The following is a 17909-nucleotide window of genomic DNA, read 5'->3' as shown; positions in this document are numbered from 1 at the left end:
TGCTAAAACGTCAAAAAATGCTATTATCCGCTAACCTGTAAACAGGCACCTGCGGCAGTTTTAAGGATGAGGATAGTATATGGATCAGGCTGGAATTATTCGCGACCTGCTCACCTGGCTGGAAGGTCATCTCGACCAGCCATTGTCACTGGATAATGTGGCGGCAAAAGCAGGCTATTCCAAGTGGCATCTGCAAAGGATGTTCAAGGATGTCACCGGTCATGCTATCGGTGCCTATATTCGCGCACGTCGTTTATCAAAGTCTGCTGTTGCGTTGCGCCTGACCGCGCGACCAATCCTTGATATTGCCCTGCAATATCGTTTCGATTCACAGCAAACTTTCACCCGCGCCTTTAAAAAGCAGTTCTCGTTAACGCCAGCGCTTTATCGCCGCTCGCCGGACTGGAGCTCCTTTGGTATGCGTCCGCCGCTGCGTCTGGGCGAGTTTGCGATGCCAAAATATGAAATCATCACCCTGCCAGAAACGCACCTGGTCGGCACCACGCAGAGCTACTCCTGTTCCCTTGAGCAGATCTCCGAGTTCCGCCATCAGATGCGCGTTCAGTTCTGGCGCGAATTTTTAAGCCATGCTCCGGCGATCCCGCCGATTCTGTATGGTTTGAACGAAACGCATCCAAGCCAGGAAAAAGATGACGAGCAGGAGGTGTTCTATACCACGGCGCTGACGCCTGATATGGCGAACGGTTACATTCATGGCTCGAAGCCTGTCGTGCTGGAAGGCGGCGAGTATGTGATGTTCTCATACGAAGGTTTAGGAACGGGCGTTCAGGAGTTCATCCTGACCGTTTACGGGACCTGCATGCCGATGCTGAATCTGAATCGCCGTAAAGGTCAGGACATTGAGCGCTACTATCCGGCGCAAGATGCTAAACCGGAAGAAGGCCCTATCAATCTGCGTATGGAATTCCTGATTCCGGTACGTCGTTAACGCTGCAATTCGTCCAGTGCAGGGGCATCAAGATGCGAAATGTCCCCTGCCATCTCAACCACCCACCCCGATGCCAGCCAGGCACTTTCCTGATAGTCGATACGGGAAATGGAACAGTTGCGCAGACGCAAACGGCGTTCGGCGTAAGCGGGCAGTCCCAGAATGGTGCTCACCAGACAACCCAGCGCGATACCGTGGCTCACCAGCAGCGGTCGGCTACCTGCCGGGAGTTTCAGGCACTCGGCCAGCGCGGCATGCATGCGCACGCTCAGCTCCTGCATGGATTCGCCCTCAGGAATACGGCCATCTTCGGTACCGTTTACCAGCGTGCGGCGCCAGCCTTCTTCGGTTTCCGTCAGCGTATCGATAGGACGTTTTTCCAGCACGCCCATATCCAGCTCGCGCAGACGCGGTTCGAGGGTCACGTCGCAGCCACAGGCATCGGCGATGATGCGTGCCGTCTGCTGTGTGCGGCCTAAATCACTGGAGATGACGTGAGTGATGCCCAGCGTTCTGGCGCGCTCCGCCACCTGCCACGCTTGCTGCACACCTTTGTCGGTGAGAGGACTGTCTGACTGGCCTTGAATACGTCGCTCGGCGTTCCACTGCGTTTCACCGTGGCGAACAAGGTATACCTGTAACATGCTTTTTTTCCGTTATACTGCGATGAATTTTTTAAATCGAGCTTAATTATGCACCATGTTGTCTCTGCTACCACCAATCCTGCCAAAATTCAGGCAATTCTAAGGGCATTTGAAGAGATCTTTGGCGAAGGATCCTGCCATATTGACGCCGTCGGCGTCGAGAGCGGTGTGCCGGAACAGCCGTTTGGCAGCGAGGAAACACGCGCTGGCGCACGAAATCGCGTGGCGAATGCAAAAGCCGCCGCGCCAGACGCTGACTTCTGGGTCGCGATTGAAGCTGGTATCGACGAAGGAGCGACCTTCAGCTGGGTTGTCATCGAAAGCCGCGAGCAGCGCGGCGAAGCGCGTTCTGCCACGCTGCCGCTGCCGGAGGTCATACTGGAGAAAGTCCGCGCGGGTGAGGCGCTGGGGCCGGTAATGTCGCACTATACCGGCATTGATGAGATTGGTCGTAAAGAGGGGGCGATTGGCGTCTTTACCGCGGGCAAGCTCACCCGTTCGAGCGTTTACCACCAGGCCGTTATTCTGGCGTTAAGTCCGTTCCATAACGCGATTTATCGTTAAGTCTGTAGGCCGGATAAGGCGAAGCCGTCATCCGGCGTTTTTCAGCAATACCGCTTCCAGCCACTGACGCAGTTCAACCGGCGCCGACTTCAGGCTGTTTGAACCACGGGTAATGGTCGCTATGCCCGCGCCCAGCTCGTTTTTCAGCTCGCGCTGGCTCATTTCGCCGCGCAGCAGTTCCTCAATAATGCGTACCCGCGTGCCCAGCGCTTCGCGTTCATCGGGCGTCAGCATCAGCTGTAGCAACGGTAAATGCAGATCTTTGTCGTAAGACTGGCGGAGCAACTCCACAAAACGAAGCCACTCCTGATGACGCTGTTCGGCCATGGCCGAGGAATACGGGGAATGCTGGGTCATGTTATGCTGCCTCTTGTACTCATTAGCGAGTACAGCATAACACAACCCACGCCGATCAGTAACGTCTCTGCCACTCGGCATCGCTCATCAGGGTATCTTTCTGCCCCATGAAGTAGCGATAGTAGGCGTCATAGGCCAGCACGTTCTTCACATAGCCACGCGTTTCCGAGAACGGAATGCTCTCGACAAACGCCACGGCGTCGATACGCCCTGCGCTGTTACCAAGCCATGTCCGCACGCGGCCTGGCCCGGCGTTGTACGCCGCTGACGCGAAGATACGGTTATTACCGAACTGCTGATAGACGTACTGCAAGTAGCTGGTACCGATGTTGATGTTGGTCTCCGGATCCAGCAGCTGGGACGGGCTGCTGTAGCCTGGAATATTAAACATCTTCACCGTGTGCGTCGCGGTGCCCGGCATAATCTGCATCAGGCCGCTGGCACCCACTGGTGAACGCACTTTCGGGTTCCAGGCGCTCTCCTGACGGGCAATGGCCATCGCGTAGCTTTGCGGAATCTCTTTGCCGCTGGTGTAGCGATCGAACAGATCCTTATAAGCCAGCGGGAAACGCTCTTCGAGATGATCCCACAGTTTGCCGGCGATCGTCGCCTGCACGCTCAGATCCCACCAGCGATTATCAAACGCATAGCGGGCAAGCTGCGCTTTCTCATCAGTGGTACGGCTGGTGACCAGATTCGCCCATTCGCTGCGCGCGGTATTATCCAGATTCCAGTACATCAGCTCGCGCACGCGCGCCATTTCCGGCCCCTGCGTCAGCGCCGGGTTCGCGTTGGCTGGCGCTTTGTCGATCTTCAGGGTGTACTCCTCGCCCAGACGCTGCGCCGCCGCCATCGGGTAGAATCCGCGCTGCTGCATCAGGGAGTGGAGGATCTCTTTGGCTTCATCGTCACGACCACGTTCCAGCAGCAGGTCTGCCTGCCAGTAACGCCATTCATCTTTCTCTTTGGCATCCATCGGCAGACGCGCCAGCCAGGTATTGAGGCCACGACGATCGCCCGTTCCCAGCGCCATGCGCACGCGACGCTCCACCAGCGAGACAGAGTTTGAACGCATCACCGCATCATCACGCCAGCGCGCCTGTTCGTCGGTGACATCTGTTCCCATCAGTCGCCATGCCACGATATCGCGCAGCTCCTGAGTTTGATCGTCATTAAGCTGCTGGGCATGCACCAGCTGCGGGATCATCAGCCTGGCGTTTTCCACATCATCACGCGCCACGCTGGCAAAGGCCACCGCCGCCATCTGGCGGGTAAAATCGGTCGCGCCGGTGGTACGCGCAAACGTCAGCACGGTATTGGGATCGTTTGCAAGACTGATAACGGCAGACGCAATGGTCTGATAATCTGCGGGCATCTGGCCCGCCAGTACGGTGACCAGCCGGGTGTTTCCGGCCTTCATCGCCAGGCGAATACGTTCCAGGTAAGAGAGCGGATCCTGCTTGCCCGAGGCGCGCCAGGCGCTGAACAGCGGGTCACAGGCGTTTGGCTGGCTTTTGCCCGTCAACCACAGCTCTTTCGCACCGACCCAGGCTTCCTCCTGCTGACCGGTCGCCCATTTCGCATAATAGTAATTACACTGCGCTTCCGTCGCGCCCGGTTTATCCGGGCTGAAAGCCAGCAGGCCGCGCCAGTCTTCGCGACGGGCTAGCTCGTTCACAAACCGGGACTTCAGGGTGCGCGCAGGCGGCAGGGTCGGGTTCGCCTGAATGAAATTATTCACGGTGACGGTCGGCTGGTTCATCAGATCGTCCGTGATCTGGCGATACTCCAGATACGGATACAGCGGATAATCCTTGAGCGTCGGCATCAGCGCCTGCACGGTATCCATCTGCCTGTTGTCCCATGCCTGCTTAATCTGGGCATAGCGGCTACGTTGTTCGTCCAGTGAATCGGCATGCACCGCCTGGCTTACCGCCATTACGCATACGCTGGCAGCCAGCAGACGCCAGACCACCCGTTTGGCTTTTTCCACAAGCTCTTCCTCATTGTTTTTCGTCAGTTGCAGCGTCTTGCCACGTCAAAGTTACATCAACTTATGCTAACCAGGCATCCCACAACGCGCCACGTCATGGACACTTTTTTACCTTTCTTGCGCGTTTTAACACTCCCGACGTTCCTGGCTGGGATTAGGGCGTGAAAAAGGCTACACTTCGAGGCTGAAATTCATTCTCATCACGATAAAAGAGGCGAAGTCCAACGTGGCTCAATTCGTTTATACCATGCATCGTGTCGGCAAAGTTGTCCCGCCGAAACGTCATATTCTTAAAAATATCTCGCTGAGCTTCTTCCCGGGCGCAAAAATCGGTGTTCTGGGTCTCAACGGTGCCGGTAAGTCCACCCTGCTGCGCATCATGGCCGGCATCGATACAGACATCGAAGGTGAAGCCCGTCCGCAGCCTGGCATTAAGATCGGCTACCTGCCGCAGGAACCTCAGCTGAACCCGGAGCACACCGTGCGTGAATCCGTTGAAGAAGCGGTATCCGAGGTGGTTAACGCCCTGAAAGGTCTGGATGAAGTGTATGCCAAATACGCCGAGCCGGATGCGGACTTCGACAAACTGGCCGCTCAGCAGGGCAAATATGAGGAAATTATCCAGGCGCACGATGGTCACAACCTGAACGTGCAGCTGGAGCGCGCGGCTGATGCCCTGCGTCTGCCAGACTGGGATGCGAAAATCGCAAACCTGTCCGGTGGTGAACGCCGCCGTGTGGCGCTGTGCCGCCTGCTGCTGGAAAAACCAGACATGCTGCTGCTCGACGAACCGACCAACCACCTGGATGCCGAATCCGTGGCGTGGCTGGAGCGCTTCCTGCATGACTTCGAAGGCACCGTGGTAGCGATTACCCACGACCGTTACTTCCTCGACAACGTTGCGGGCTGGATCCTGGAGCTGGACCGCGGCGAAGGTATTCCGTGGGAAGGCAACTACTCCTCCTGGCTGGAGCAGAAAGACCAGCGTCTGGCGCAGGAAGCGTCTCAGGAAGCCGCCCGCCGTAAGTCTATTGAGAAAGAGCTGGAGTGGGTGCGTCAGGGCGCGAAAGGCCGTCAGTCTAAGGGCAAAGCCCGTCTGGCACGCTTCGAAGAGCTGAACAACACCGAATACCAGAAACGTAACGAAACCAACGAACTGTTTATTCCACCTGGAGCTCGTCTGGGGGATAAAGTGGTTGAAGTGACTAACCTGCGTAAGTCCTACGGCGACCGCGTGCTGATCGACGATCTGACCTTCTCCGTTCCGAAAGGCGCTATCGTCGGCATCATCGGTCCGAACGGCGCGGGTAAATCCACCCTGTTCCGCATGATGTCTGGTCAGGAACAGCCTGACAGCGGCTCTATCACCCTGGGTGAGACCGTGAAGCTGGCCTCCGTTGACCAGTTCCGCGACGCGATGGACAACAGCAAAACCGTGTGGGAAGAAGTCTCCGGCGGTCTGGATATCATGCGTATCGGCAACACCGAGATGCCAAGCCGCGCCTATGTTGGCCGCTTTAACTTCAAGGGCACCGACCAGGGCAAACGCGTGGGCGAACTGTCCGGCGGCGAACGCGGTCGTCTGCACCTGGCGAAACTGCTCCAGGTTGGCGGCAACGTTCTGCTGCTCGATGAACCCACCAACGACCTGGACATCGAAACCCTGCGCGCGCTGGAAAACGCCCTGCTGGAGTTCCCGGGCTGCGCGATGGTTATCTCGCACGACCGCTGGTTCCTGGACCGTATCGCGACCCACATCCTGGACTACCAGGACGAAGGTAAGGTGGAGTTCTTCGAAGGTAACTTCACCGAATACGAAGAGTACAAGAAACGCACGCTGGGCGCAGACGCGCTGGAGCCGAAGCGTATTAAGTACAAGCGTATTGCGAAATAAAAACCAAAACGGCAACTTCGGTTGCCGTTTTTTATGTTTGTTCCCTCTCCCCGTGGGAGAGGGCCAGGGTGAGGGCATCAGGCCGCACAAAATCACCCGCCCACGTAATACCGCTTCACCTCATCAAACTGCATCGCAAAGTCGATATAGCTCATCAGCGCAGGCGAATTGAGCTTACGGCTCGGGTAGGCCAGCCAGAGATCGTTTCCCTCAACGCCCCACGCCGACAGCACCTTCACCAGCGCGCCCTTTTCGATCTTATCTTCCAGCAGGAATGCGGGTAACAGCGTGATCCCCGCCCCGGCAATGGCGCATTCCCTGGCGTACACCAGATTATCCGTCATATGAGCGTTATCCGGCAGGTAGCGGTAATCCTCATTCTCGCTTCGCAGAAGCCACTCCGACCATGCCCGGTGCGTAATGCAGCGATGCTCCACCAGCTGTCGGGGATGAATTAACGGCTCCCGGCGTGCCAGGTAGTCGGGCGAGGCCAGCATGTAGCGCGGACAGTGCCCAATCATGCGGCCAATCAGGGAAGAATCCTGCGGTTTGCCGGTGCGCAGCGCCACGTCAAAGCCAGACTCGACCAGATCCACCACGTCGTCTGAGATCGACACATCCAGTGACACGTCCGGATAGCGAAGCTGGAACTCGGCATTCATATGCGCCAGCAGCGTCGCGCCAATTCCTGCCGGACAGGTGATCCGCAGCCGCCCGCTGGGGTTTTCTCGCAGCCGCTGAATGGCATACTCCGCGCGCTCGCTGGCCGCCAGCATCTCGCGACAGTGCACCAGATAGTGCTCGCCCGCAAACGTCAGGCTTATTCTGCGCGTCGTGCGATTCAACAGACGGATCCCCACCTGCTGCTCCAGCTGGCTAATACGCTGGCTGACGCTGGATTTTGGCAGTTCCGCCTTCTGCGCCGCCGCGGTAAAGCTGCCCATCTCGGCCACCAGCGCAAACAGTGCCATATCCTGAAGCTGTTTAAACATGATTGTTCACTCTGTACGAACGCTGAGTTCTGGATTGTCCATCTTATCATGCGGATGACCACTTAATAGACTAGCCTCAACAAAACGAATGCCATTGAGGAGCACACCATGTCAGTGAAAGCCATTGCCGTTAACCCAGAAAATCCCTCCACCTTCGTTGAAATCACCCCGCCGATGCCGCAGCCCGGCGAACACGATCTGCTGGTGGAGGTGAAAGCCGTCTCCGTAAACCCGGTGGACACCAAGGTACATGCAGGCATTGCTAAAAGCGGGCTGAAGGAGCCGCGCATTCTCGGGTGGGATGCCAGCGGGATCGTAAAAGCCGTTGGGGCTGGCGTCACCGGATTCAAACCGGGTGACGAAGTGTGGTACGCGGGGGATATCACCCGACCGGGCAGCAATACCACACATCAGCTGATCGATGCGCGCATTGTCGGGCACAAGCCTGCAAGCCTTGACTGGGCCGCCGCGGCTGCACTGCCGCTGACGGCGCTCACCGCGTGGGAAGGCCTGTTTGAACGGCTGAAGATTCAGGATGCCGACGCAGATAAAACGCTGCTGATTATTGGCGGCGCGGGCGGGGTGGGATCGCTGGCGATCCCGTTTGCGAAGCACAACAGCAAGGTAAAGGTGATCGCAACGGCGTCCCGTGAAGATTCCGCCCGGTGGTGCCGCGATCGCGGTGCAGATGTGGTGGTGAACTACCGCGATCTGAAAGGCGAACTGGCGAAGCACGGGCTGACCTTTGTGGATTACATTTTCATCCTCAACGACACCGACGGGCACTGGGATGCGGTCAGCGACCTGATTGCACCGCAGGGGCATATCTGTTCCATCGTTGAGAATGAACATCCGCTGAACCAGGACAAGCTGAAGTCCAAATCCGCCGCGCTGCACTGGGAATTTATGTACACCCGCAGCATGTATCAGACGGCGGATATGGCGCGTCAGGGAGAGATCCTGGACGAAGTCGCGAAGCTGGTGGATAACGGCGTAGTGGAAAGTTCGCTCAGCGAAACGCTGCACGGGCTAAGCGTGGAAAGCATTACCGAAGCGCACCGCAAGGTGCTGGAGGGGCATATGCGTGGGAAGGTGGTGGTTGAGTATTGATTGGACTGATTCCCTTACCCTGGCCCTCTCCTAAAGGGCTGAGGGTTCCCCAGAAAAATGAAAAGCACGATGAAGTGTGATCTACTGGTTGCGCTAACAAATCAGAAGAGACCTCATCGTGCCTTTACAGACAGTCTGCCAGAAATTTTTCTCCGCGTCTTTACCGGACATTCACAGCTTTCGGGTTAATGTCCTTGTTTCCATGGCTGTTGCCCTCACCCACGGCGCCAGACTGACCCTGACCAGCCTGGGACGAACCCTGCCCGGCAGGGCGCACGTCAAAAATAAAATTAAACGGGTTGACCGTGCCCTGGGCAATACCGCTCTCCAGCGTGATATTCCCCGTATTCAGCACCACCTCACACATGCCATCACCTCCGTGATGCCCTTCTGTGTTATCGCTGTCGACTGGACAGGCTGGCATGACAGGAACTGGCATCTTCTGCGGGCAAGCCTGCTCTGTAATGGTCGTTCACTTCCTCTTATGAGTGAGGTGGTTCCCGCAGAGCTGGCGCAGAACAGCGATGTACAGTGTCGCTTCCTTGACCGCCTCCATGATGCCATCCCGAAAGATAAAGCCGTCACCGTCATTACGGATGCCGGCTTCAGAACAGACTGGTTCCGGCATGTCAGCCAGCTGGGCTGGAGCTTTACCGGCAGGGTCAGGGGCTGCATCAGCTTCCGGCTGGACGGAGAAAAAAAGTGGATGAAAATCAGCGAGCTTGAGGCCTCCGGGCAACCGGTCTGCGTGGGGCACGGTGTCCTGTCCCGTAAACCACGTACGCCCTGTTACGGACGGTTTTATCTGCACAGGCGCCCGGAAGCAGGGCGTCATGGAAAGGGCGGAATGCCAAAAACACAGCGGGAACACCGCAGCAGCGCACGGGAGCCGTGGCTGCTGTTCAGTAATGCAGAAAGTCTGGAGCCACACCAGATAATGGCGCTGTACAGCCGCAGAATGCAGATAGAACAAAACTTCCGGGACGACAAGAGTCCGCGCTTCGGGTTCGGTCTGAGGCTGAGCCGGAGCCAGGGAAAAGGACGACTGGAAGTACTGAATATGGTGGCGGCGATGGCAAGTCTGGTGATGTGGCTGGCAGGCTACAGGGCCGAAAGACAGTGCTTACACAGGCACTATCAGGCAAGCAGCGTCAGGCATAAACGGGTTCTGTCCTACCTGAGTCTGGCAGAAGAAGTGATCCGGCATGAGCCTGATAAAGTAAGGCGACTGAATATAGGTAACGAGATGAAAAAGCTGGGAAAAGAGTACAGTAATATGGTCATGGTGGCATGACCATATTACTGGGGATCCCTCAGCCTAAAGGGAGAGGGTGATTAAAGTCCCCTCTCCCTTTGGGAGAGGGTTAGGGTGAGGGGTAAATCTTTTACCCCTGCTCCCCCATCATCTCCTTCACCAGCTCGACGCAGCGCAGGAAACGGGTGTCGTAGTCCGACTCTTCCACATGGACAAACTCAACGTTGTTCTCGTTAAGCATCTCTACCAGCATGGTCTGGAACTCACGCCTGTCCACGGAGCTGCCCAGGCTGCGCATGCCGTCGGCCACCCATGGGGTGTTGTTTTCCAGCAGGATCACCAGGTCAAAGCGGTATTCGTCAATCAGCGCCTGCACAAACGGGTGCTCGCGCCCCTCGTACTTTTTGCAGAACGCCTGCGTGGTGACGAAATCGGTATCAATAAAGGCGACTTTATTGGCGTATTTCACCGCGAAATCAATGTACTGGGCATGACCGAGCGCGATTTTATCGTAGTCGGAATACTGCAACGCCATCTCGTCGCCGCCAAGGTGTGAAAAGACATAATCGCGGCCATACTCCCACGCGCTGGTGGTGTTGAAGATGTTCGCCAGCTTATTGACCAGCGTCGATTTCCCGCTCGACTCGCCGCCGAGGATCGCCACCGTACGCACGAAGAACGGCTTCACCTCGGTCGGGATGTAGTCCCAGTAACGGAACGGGTTCTCGCGAATCTGCGCCCCGCTGATGTTCATGAAGGTGCGTTTAGGATCGATCAGCACCGTCTCGATACCCAGATGCTCGCGGAACTGCGGCGCGTCGGACCCTTCAGAGGTGTAGATCCAGTTAGGCGCAATGCCCTTCTCTTCCATAAACGCTTTGATGCCGTTGCTCCACACGTCCCAGCCGTGCGGATACGGCTCCATGCCCTCTTCGTTAAAGGCATGAATACGAATATTTTTCTGATATTTAAAGGTCTGAAGCAGCCAGCGCAGGCGGTCCGGCACGGTGGGCTGCTGCGACATGGCGCTGTCTTCAAACAGCTGGCGATCGCGGGTTTCATCATAACCCATGATGATATGCAGCTCGTCGACCTGGCTACAGGCGCGCTGGATCAGATAGATATGCCCGGTATGCAGCGGGTAGAACTTACCGAACACCACGCCAATGTTCTTTTGCATCCGCGGAAATTCAAGCCCCAGAAAACGGTGCAGCGCTTCCAGCTTCTGCGCGCTGGGGCTTTTGATTTTGGCGTTCAGCAGTTGGCTCAGGTAGCCCTTGGTCATGCCGCTGGCGTCCGCCACCTGCTGCAACGTGCAGCCCTTCTGGCGTATAGCGGTCTTGATGTAGTCAAATGATGACATAAATTACGGTGCCTCCTGCAAAATCGAATACGTAATTATAAGTCGTCAAAGACATTTAACGCATCTGCGAGTTTTTTAACGCCGAAAACCTGCATCCCTTCCGGAATTTTTTTCGGCACGTTGGCGGCCGGAACAATCGCGCGGCGGAAGCCATGTTTTGCCGCTTCGGAGATACGCTCCTGACCGCTCGGCACCGGGCGGATCTCGCCGGCCAGCCCTACCTCACCAAATACCACCAGATCCTGCGGCAACGGTCTGTCGCGCAGGCTGGAGACCATTGCCAGCAGCAGCGCCAGGTCCGCGCTGGTTTCCGTAACCTTCACCCCACCAACCACGTTGACGAACACATCCTGATCCGCCATTTGCAGACCGCCGTGACGGTGCAGCACCGCCAGCAGGATCGCCAGGCGGTTCTGTTCCAGACCGACCGCCACGCGCCGCGGATTGCCCATCATCGAGTGATCCACCAGCGCCTGAATTTCAACCAGCAGCGGACGCGTTCCTTCCCACAGCACCATCACCGAACTCCCGGACGTGATCTCGTCGCCACGGCTCAGGAAGATGGCCGACGGGTTGCTGACTTCGCGAAGCCCCTGCTCGGTCATGGCAAACACGCCCAGCTCATTCACCGCGCCAAAGCGGTTTTTATGGCTGCGCAGGGTACGAAAACGGGAATCCGCATCGCCATCGAGCATCACCGAGCAGTCGATACAGTGTTCAAGCACTTTCGGTCCCGCCAGCGAGCCGTCTTTGGTCACATGACCAACCATCACAATCGCCACGCCGCGCGTTTTGGCAAAGCGCGTCAGGTAGGCCGCGGTTTCACGCACCTGCGCCACGCTTCCCGGTGACGACTGAATGTCAGCCATATGCATCACCTGAATGGAGTCGATCACCATCAGCTTCGGCTGCTCTTCTTCGGCGATCATGCAGATCTGCTCGATGCTGGTTTCCGACAGCATATTCAGATTGCCGGTCGGCAGGCCGAGGCGGTGCGCGCGCATCGCCACCTGCTGGAGTGATTCTTCCCCCGTGACGTACAGGGTTTTCATCTGTTCGGCGAGCTTGCAGAGCGTTTGCAGCAGCAGGGTCGATTTACCCGCGCCCGGGTTACCGCCGATCAGAATGGCGCTGCCCGGCACTACGCCACCGCCGAGCACGCGGTCAAATTCTTTGAATCCGGTTGAGAAGCGCGGCAGCGCCTCAAGGCTGATATCCGAAAGTTTTTGTACCTTCGACACGCCTGCATTGCCCGCATAGCCGCTCAGCCGTTCATTGCGGGCCACGCTCGGCGAAGCCGCCACACCACGCACTTCGGTGATGGTGTTCCAGGCATGACAGGCGCTGCATTGCCCCTGCCAGCGCGGATAATCCGCACCACATTCATTACAGACAAATGCGCGTTTTGGAGCTTTCGCCACGGTTTACCTCGTTATTTTTGATTAATGCTGCCGGAGAGAATACAGAACACCCCCATCAGATCAGCATGACGGATAGTGACTTCCGTCTTTTCATTCACTTTCGGTTTGGCATGGTAGGCAATACCCAGCCCGGCAACTTTGATCATCGGCAGATCGTTCGCGCCATCGCCGATGGCGACGGTCTGCTCGACCGGGATGGCATATTTCTCTGCCAGACGCGTCAGCGTATTGGCTTTGTACTGCGCATCCACGATGTCGCCGATGACCTGTCCGGTGAGTTTGCCGTCCATGATCTCCAGCTCGTTTGCCACCACGGTGGTCAGACGCAGCTTGTCACGCAGGTAGTCGGCAAAGAAGGTGAACCCGCCGGAGGCAATCGCCACTTTCCAGCCGAGCGTCTCCAGCTTGAGTACCAGCTGCGTAAGCCCAGGCATCAGGGGCAGTTCATCGCGCACCTGACGCAAAATGTTAGCATCGGCCCCCTTCAGGGTCGCTACGCGCTGTCTCAGGCTGGCGGTGAAATCCAGCTCGCCGCGCATCGCGCGCTCGGTGACTTCCGCCACCAGCTCTCCGCTGCCCGCCAGTTTAGCAATCTCGTCAATACACTCGATCTGAATGGCGGTGGAGTCCATGTCCATTACCAGCAGGCCGGGCGTTTTCAGGTGCGGAATTTTGCCGAGGGGAGCAACGTCCAGCCCGGCGTCGTGCGCCAGACGCGTGGCGCGCTGCGTCAGGGAACCCGCCAAGCGAATGACCTGATAATCTTCCACACACCAGGCCGCAACGATGACCATCGCTGCGCCCAGTTTGGTTTGATACTGGGTGAGGCGTTGCTTATCCAGGCCGCGTCCGTACAGCAGCCAGCCGCTACGGCCAGCGTGGTAATCGAGAGGCATCACCTCATCGCCACTTAAAGAGAGCGGCAATCCTGGCCATAAAGAGACATCCGTTGGCAGGTCGCACCAGGTAATGTTCGGCATTGAAGCTCCTGTAATTTCGTTCGCGCCGGAAGGTTCCAGAGGGAAAATAACGCATGAGGCTACCCTGTAACCATCACTTCTGGCAACATTAAGCCGTAAATTTTAAGCAGGTGGAATATGGCTCGCGCAAAACTGAAATTCCGGCTTCATCGCGCCGTGATTGTCCTGATCTGTCTCGCACTATTAGTGGCGCTGATGCAGGGGGCATCCTGGTTTAGCCAGAATCACCAACGACAGCGTAACCCGCAGTTTGAGGAGCTGGCCCGGACGCTGGCGCGCCAGGTGACGCTCAACGTTGCGCCGTCTATGCGCACCGAAACGCCGGATGATAAGCGAATAGCCCTGGTATTGCGCCAGCTTACGGAAAACAGCCGCATTCTGGATGCGGGCGTGTACGATGAACAGGGCGACCTGATTGCCCGCGCGGGTGAGCATGTCGACGTGCGCGACAGGCTGGCGCTGGATGGCAAAAAAGCCGGTGGTTATTTCAACCAACAAATCGTCGAACCCATTCAGGGCAAGAATGGTCCGCTCGGCTATTTACGTCTGACACTCGACACCCACACCCTGCCAACCGAAGCCAAACAGGTAGATAACACCACCAATATTTTGCGCCTGATGCTGCTGCTCTCGCTGGCGATTGGCGTGGTACTGGCACGTACGTTGCTCCAGGGCAAGCGCACCCGCTGGCAGCAGTCGCCGTTCCTGTTAACCGCCAGCAAGTCGGTTCCCGAAGAGGAAGAGAGCGAGAAGAAAGAATAGTGATAAAGTAGGCGGATGATTCGGAAAAGGAACTCTGCCATGTCGACGTTACGCCTGCTAATCTCTGACTCTTACGATCCCTGGTTTAACCTGGCGGTAGAAGAGTGCATCTTCCGCCAGATGCCTGCCACCCAGCGCGTCCTGTTTCTCTGGCGCAACGCTGATACGGTCGTTATTGGCCGCGCGCAAAATCCGTGGAAAGAGTGTAACACCCGCCGTATGGAAGAGGACAACGTCCGCCTGGCGCGCCGCAGCAGCGGCGGCGGTGCGGTATTCCACGATCTGGGCAATACCTGCTTTACCTTTATGGCGGGCAAGCCGGAATACGACAAAACCATCTCGACCTCCATTGTGCTTAATGCGCTCAATTCGCTTGGCGTGACGGCTGAAGCCTCGGGACGTAACGATCTGGTGGTCAAAACGCCCGATGGCGACCGCAAGGTATCCGGCTCTGCCTATCGCGAAACGATGGATCGGGGATTCCACCACGGCACATTATTGCTGAATGCCGATCTGAGCCGTCTGGCTAACTACCTTAATCCAGATAAGAAAAAGCTACAGGCTAAGGGTATTACCTCCGTGCGCGGGCGCGTGGCGAATCTGGTGGAACTGCTGCCCGGGATTACTCATGAGCAGATTTGCGATGCGATCCGTGAAGCCTTCTTCGAACATTACGGTGAGCGGGTAGAAGCTGAAGTGATCTCCCTGACAAAACACCGGACCTGCCCAACTTCGCGGAAACCTTTGCGCGCCAGAGCAGCTGGGAGTGGAACTTCGGCCAGGCACCGGCCTTTTCACACCTGCTGGACGAACGGTTTACCTGGGGAGGAGTGGAGCTGCACTTTGACGTGGAGAAGGGCCATATTACCCGCACGCAGGTCTTTACGGATAGTCTCAATCCTGCACCGCTGGAGGCGCTGGCCGCACGTTTACAGGGCTGTCTGTACCATGCAGACAGTCTGCAACAGGCGTGCGAAGCGCTGTGGGTGGATTTCCCGGACCACGAGCGCGAGCTACGGGATCTCTCCCAATGGATCGCTGGCGCGGTGCGTTAATAAAAACACATAAGGGAAGTGAATACGCTTCCCTTATTCCTGAAAATTAACACACGTATATAAATAAACAGGGAACATACACAAAATATATATTTATAGCTTATATATTAAGGGGAATTACATTCAAAAATTAACACTCCTTAATGTAAAGTTAACTTTTCCTCTAGAATAATAGACAGCAAGAAATAGTTTTCTATTTCCTCTCCACACGTCTGTTTCGAACGTTAAGGATTAACGATGAAAAAAATCATTATTGCAACCGCTGTTGCAATGACCCTCTCTGCGACTGCACATGCCGACTCTACTGCGGTATTAAAATTAAAAGGCGTATTAACCAACAACGCCTGTACCCCAACGCTGAGCGATGGCGCTGTCGTTGATTTCGGCACTAAATATATCAACTCGCTCTCCGCAACGGCAGATAACCAGCTGGGTTATAAAGATATTTCTCTGACTATCAACTGCTCTGCCGCAACGAAAGTAGCGTGGTCCATTACCGATGATCACGCAGATTCAATGAAGAAAATGACCATCGATAACGCCACTTTCGCGGGCGATCAGGCATGGAGTTCAACTAACCAGTACGGCGTAGGTAAAACGGCTGGCGGCGTCAATATCGGCGCTTACTCCGTGGGTATGAATTCGAATGTAACCGTAGATGGAAACGTCAAAGCATTAGGTTATTCCGCGATAGCAGATGATCCAATGTGGTTACTTGCGAATACGGGTTCGCAGCTCGTCACTCATAGTGACGGTTCTATCCAGTATAGCGCACTAAATAGCAGTGATCGGACGTTGGTTCCCTTTATGAATGCCGTATTTCCGCTGCGCGTTGCGCTGGCGGTGCAGAAAACTGACACCCTGGCGATTACCGACGATACCCCGATCGACGGCCAGGCCACCATCACTTTGCATTATCTGTAATTGGCTCATTTCGCTTGTGAACTGAGCGTGATGGCCTGCATTTGTTAAGGAACAACAATGAAAAAGATTTTAGTTGCCACTGCCGTTGCGCTGGCCCTCTCCGCGACTGCCGCTAACGCCGCCTCTACCGCCGTACTGAAAGTGACCGGTTTACTCTCCGTTGCCGCCTGCACCCCGCAGTTAAGCGGCGGCGGCGAGGTGGATTATGGTCTTATCCACCTGGCGGATCTCTCCGCGACCAGCGTTAACCAGTTGGGTCAGAAAGATATCTCCCTGACCATCACCTGCCCGGTAGCCACTAAAGCTGGCTGGACCATCAGCGATGACCGCGCAGACACCCATCCGGGTGCTTCTGTGATCACCATTAACACCGCAGACGCGGCGGGCGGCAACGTTTCCGACACCACCCAGTCCTACGGCGTGGGCAAAACCGCGGGCGGCGTGAAAATTGGCGCTTACTCCATCTTCGCTGATGTGGCGAACGTCACCGCCGACGGCGTGAAATCAGACGTTATCTCCGGTACCGTGGACAGCCCGTCCTGGCAGAAAACCGCTACCGGTATCATCAAAAACGCCAACATGGAAATGATGACCGTGGCCGCTTCCGGCACCACTGCGCCGCTGCCTTTCACGACCGCAGTATTTCCGCTGAAAACCTCTCTGGCGATTCAGAATACCGCGGCCCTCGCGATTACCGATGATACCAACCTGGATGGTCAGGCCACGATTACCGTTAAATATCTCTGATTATCAACCCGATAAAGTGTGAACTATACCTCCTCTTAACAGAGGAGGTGTTTTGTCAGGTTAAAGGATTAATCTTGATGTCAGTTAAAACCACGATCGCTCAGTGCGCCATTGCCGCACCGTTATTATTCTCTGCTCTCTTTGCTCAGGCGTATGCCGCCGGAATGGTGCCAGAAACCACGCTGCTGGTTATTGAAGAGTCGACCCACAGCGGCACCATGAACGTCAAAAATACCGACACCTTCCCGGCCCTGATCTATATCACCATTGTCGATTTTCCTGACGATACAGGCGTGACGTTAAACGCGTGACCCTTGAGGGTATCCCGTCGAAAAACACCGATAAACATATGTGGATCGGCTTTAACCTGAGTCAGGATCTGCCCAACGGCATTAAGAACATTTCTGTCGCCCATACAGCCTTCAGGGAGCTGGATTTCAAAGTACTGAATACCCGTCGCGTAATGCTCGAAGTGAAACGTGCAGACGGCTCGTGACTGTCAAAAGGGACCAGTATCGTGGATGAGAAAAACAACTACCTGGTCAGCGCGGTGGACAGCGGGCGTGTTTTTGTCACTGATATGTCCAATAGCCCGGCACTTTATGCCGTTGACGATAATATGCAACGCATCTGCCGCATCGATTAATCCCTGAGTGAGACTCAGGACAAAGAATCGTTTTATGAAACTGCTAAAGGAGTCTGTAAATGAAACATCTGGGTAAACATTTACTGATGACTTTTTCGCTAATGGCTACGCTTTTTACGCCTGCCTCATGGTCCGCCGATGAGTGCCTGCTCACCCTCACCCCGGTGCTGAGTGACCGCCAGTTTAATTACGTAGGTGATACGGTGACGCTGGAAAGCAATTTGATGTGGGAAGTGTTGACGAAGTAAGCACC

The 17909-nt window shown here is 56.1% G+C and carries 16 protein-coding genes and 3 pseudogenes; 12 read left to right on the top strand and 7 right to left on the bottom strand.

Features of this window, described 5'->3' with window-relative positions; translation table 11 throughout:
- Positions 1-79 precede the first annotated feature (79 nt).
- On the top strand, positions 80-949 hold the full coding sequence (robA, locus tag O1724_RS03620) for an MDR efflux pump AcrAB transcriptional activator RobA (RefSeq protein WP_003856504.1): 870 nt from the start codon (positions 80-82) through the stop codon (positions 947-949).
- Here robA and gpmB read toward each other — a convergent pair.
- Complete coding sequence (gene gpmB, locus O1724_RS03615) at positions 946-1593, bottom strand: 2,3-diphosphoglycerate-dependent phosphoglycerate mutase GpmB (protein ID WP_006810187.1); 648 nt, start codon at positions 1591-1593, stop codon at positions 946-948. The genes robA and gpmB overlap by 4 nt on opposite strands.
- Positions 1594-1641: 48 nt before the next feature.
- Here gpmB and yjjX point away from each other — a divergent pair, with 48 nt between their 5' ends.
- Positions 1642-2157: an inosine/xanthosine triphosphatase gene (yjjX, locus tag O1724_RS03610; protein WP_022646994.1), complete on the top strand. Its 516-nt coding sequence runs from the start codon at positions 1642-1644 to the stop codon at positions 2155-2157.
- A gap of 27 nt (positions 2158-2184) precedes the next feature.
- On the opposite strand, the gene trpR is transcribed toward yjjX, so the two are convergent.
- Together trpR and sltY are read right to left on the bottom strand one after the other, a co-directional pair.
- Entirely contained in the window at positions 2185-2514 is a 330-nt protein-coding gene (gene trpR / locus O1724_RS03605; protein ID WP_003856511.1) for a trp operon repressor, read from the bottom strand.
- Positions 2515-2569: 55 nt separating this feature from the next.
- Entirely contained in the window at positions 2570-4507 is a 1938-nt protein-coding gene (gene sltY, locus O1724_RS03600; protein ID WP_126297039.1) for a murein transglycosylase, read from the bottom strand.
- A gap of 226 nt (positions 4508-4733) precedes the next feature.
- Here sltY and ettA point away from each other — a divergent pair, with 226 nt between their 5' ends.
- On the top strand, positions 4734-6401 hold the full coding sequence (gene ettA / locus O1724_RS03595) for an energy-dependent translational throttle protein EttA (RefSeq protein ID WP_003856515.1): 1668 nt from the start codon (positions 4734-4736) through the stop codon (positions 6399-6401).
- 92 nt (positions 6402-6493) lie between these two features.
- On the opposite strand, the gene O1724_RS03590 is transcribed toward ettA, so the two are convergent.
- Positions 6494-7393, bottom strand: coding sequence for a LysR family transcriptional regulator (locus O1724_RS03590; protein WP_058652486.1), 900 nt, complete (start codon positions 7391-7393; stop codon positions 6494-6496).
- Between the two features lie 108 nt (positions 7394-7501).
- On the opposite strand from O1724_RS03590, the gene O1724_RS03585 reads away from it, so the two are divergent.
- Both O1724_RS03585 and O1724_RS03580 read left to right on the top strand, forming a co-directional pair.
- A complete protein-coding gene (locus O1724_RS03585; RefSeq protein WP_022650375.1) occupies positions 7502-8503 on the top strand; it encodes a zinc-binding alcohol dehydrogenase family protein in 1002 nt (333 codons plus the stop codon).
- Positions 8504-8705: 202 nt separating this feature from the next.
- Complete coding sequence (locus O1724_RS03580; RefSeq protein ID WP_411320431.1) at positions 8706-9797, top strand: IS4 family transposase; 1092 nt, start codon at positions 8706-8708, stop codon at positions 9795-9797.
- Between the two features lie 91 nt (positions 9798-9888).
- Here the strand turns inward: O1724_RS03580 and nadR are convergent, their stop codons facing one another.
- The 3 genes from nadR to serB are packed head-to-tail and all read right to left on the bottom strand — an operon-like array spanning position 9889 to position 13522.
- Positions 9889-11121 carry a multifunctional transcriptional regulator/nicotinamide-nucleotide adenylyltransferase/ribosylnicotinamide kinase NadR gene (gene nadR, locus O1724_RS03575; RefSeq protein WP_414539187.1) on the bottom strand — a complete coding sequence of 411 codons (1233 nt, stop codon included), beginning with the start codon at positions 11119-11121 and terminating at the stop codon, positions 9889-9891.
- A gap of 35 nt (positions 11122-11156) precedes the next feature.
- Complete coding sequence (gene radA / locus O1724_RS03570) at positions 11157-12542, bottom strand: DNA repair protein RadA (protein WP_003856523.1); 1386 nt, start codon at positions 12540-12542, stop codon at positions 11157-11159.
- A gap of 11 nt (positions 12543-12553) precedes the next feature.
- Complete coding sequence (gene serB / locus O1724_RS03565) at positions 12554-13522, bottom strand: phosphoserine phosphatase (RefSeq protein WP_003856524.1); 969 nt, start codon at positions 13520-13522, stop codon at positions 12554-12556.
- A gap of 117 nt (positions 13523-13639) precedes the next feature.
- Between serB and O1724_RS03560 the strand changes: the two genes are divergently transcribed.
- From O1724_RS03560 to O1724_RS03530, 7 genes and pseudogenes are all read left to right on the top strand, one after another.
- Entirely contained in the window at positions 13640-14284 is a 645-nt protein-coding gene (locus O1724_RS03560; protein WP_003856526.1) for a YtjB family periplasmic protein, read from the top strand.
- A gap of 39 nt (positions 14285-14323) precedes the next feature.
- A pseudogene (gene lplA, locus O1724_RS03555) lies at positions 14324-15339 on the top strand (lipoate--protein ligase).
- A 237-nt stretch (positions 15340-15576) separates the two neighbouring features.
- Positions 15577-16263 (top strand): DUF1120 domain-containing protein, encoded by a 687-nt coding sequence (locus O1724_RS03550; protein WP_003856530.1) that lies wholly within the window; start codon positions 15577-15579, stop codon positions 16261-16263.
- 57 nt (positions 16264-16320) lie between these two features.
- Entirely contained in the window at positions 16321-17010 is a 690-nt protein-coding gene (locus O1724_RS03545; protein WP_003856531.1) for a DUF1120 domain-containing protein, read from the top strand.
- A 77-nt stretch (positions 17011-17087) separates the two neighbouring features.
- Positions 17088-17321 carry a hypothetical protein gene (locus O1724_RS03540; RefSeq protein WP_003856533.1) on the top strand — a complete coding sequence of 78 codons (234 nt, stop codon included), beginning with the start codon at positions 17088-17090 and terminating at the stop codon, positions 17319-17321.
- 59 nt (positions 17322-17380) lie between these two features.
- Positions 17381-17719: pseudogene (locus tag O1724_RS03535) on the top strand (FimD/PapC C-terminal domain-containing protein); the annotation flags it as partial.
- 86 nt (positions 17720-17805) lie between these two features.
- Positions 17806-17904, top strand: a pseudogene (locus O1724_RS03530) (hypothetical protein); the annotation flags it as partial.
- Between the last annotated feature and the right edge of the window lie 5 nt (positions 17905-17909).

The organism is Enterobacter cloacae complex sp. HYC074_NIDB, from assembly GCF_056673345.1.
The sequence above is the reverse complement of the archived record's forward strand: the minus strand, read 5'-3'. Positions and strand labels throughout refer to the sequence as shown.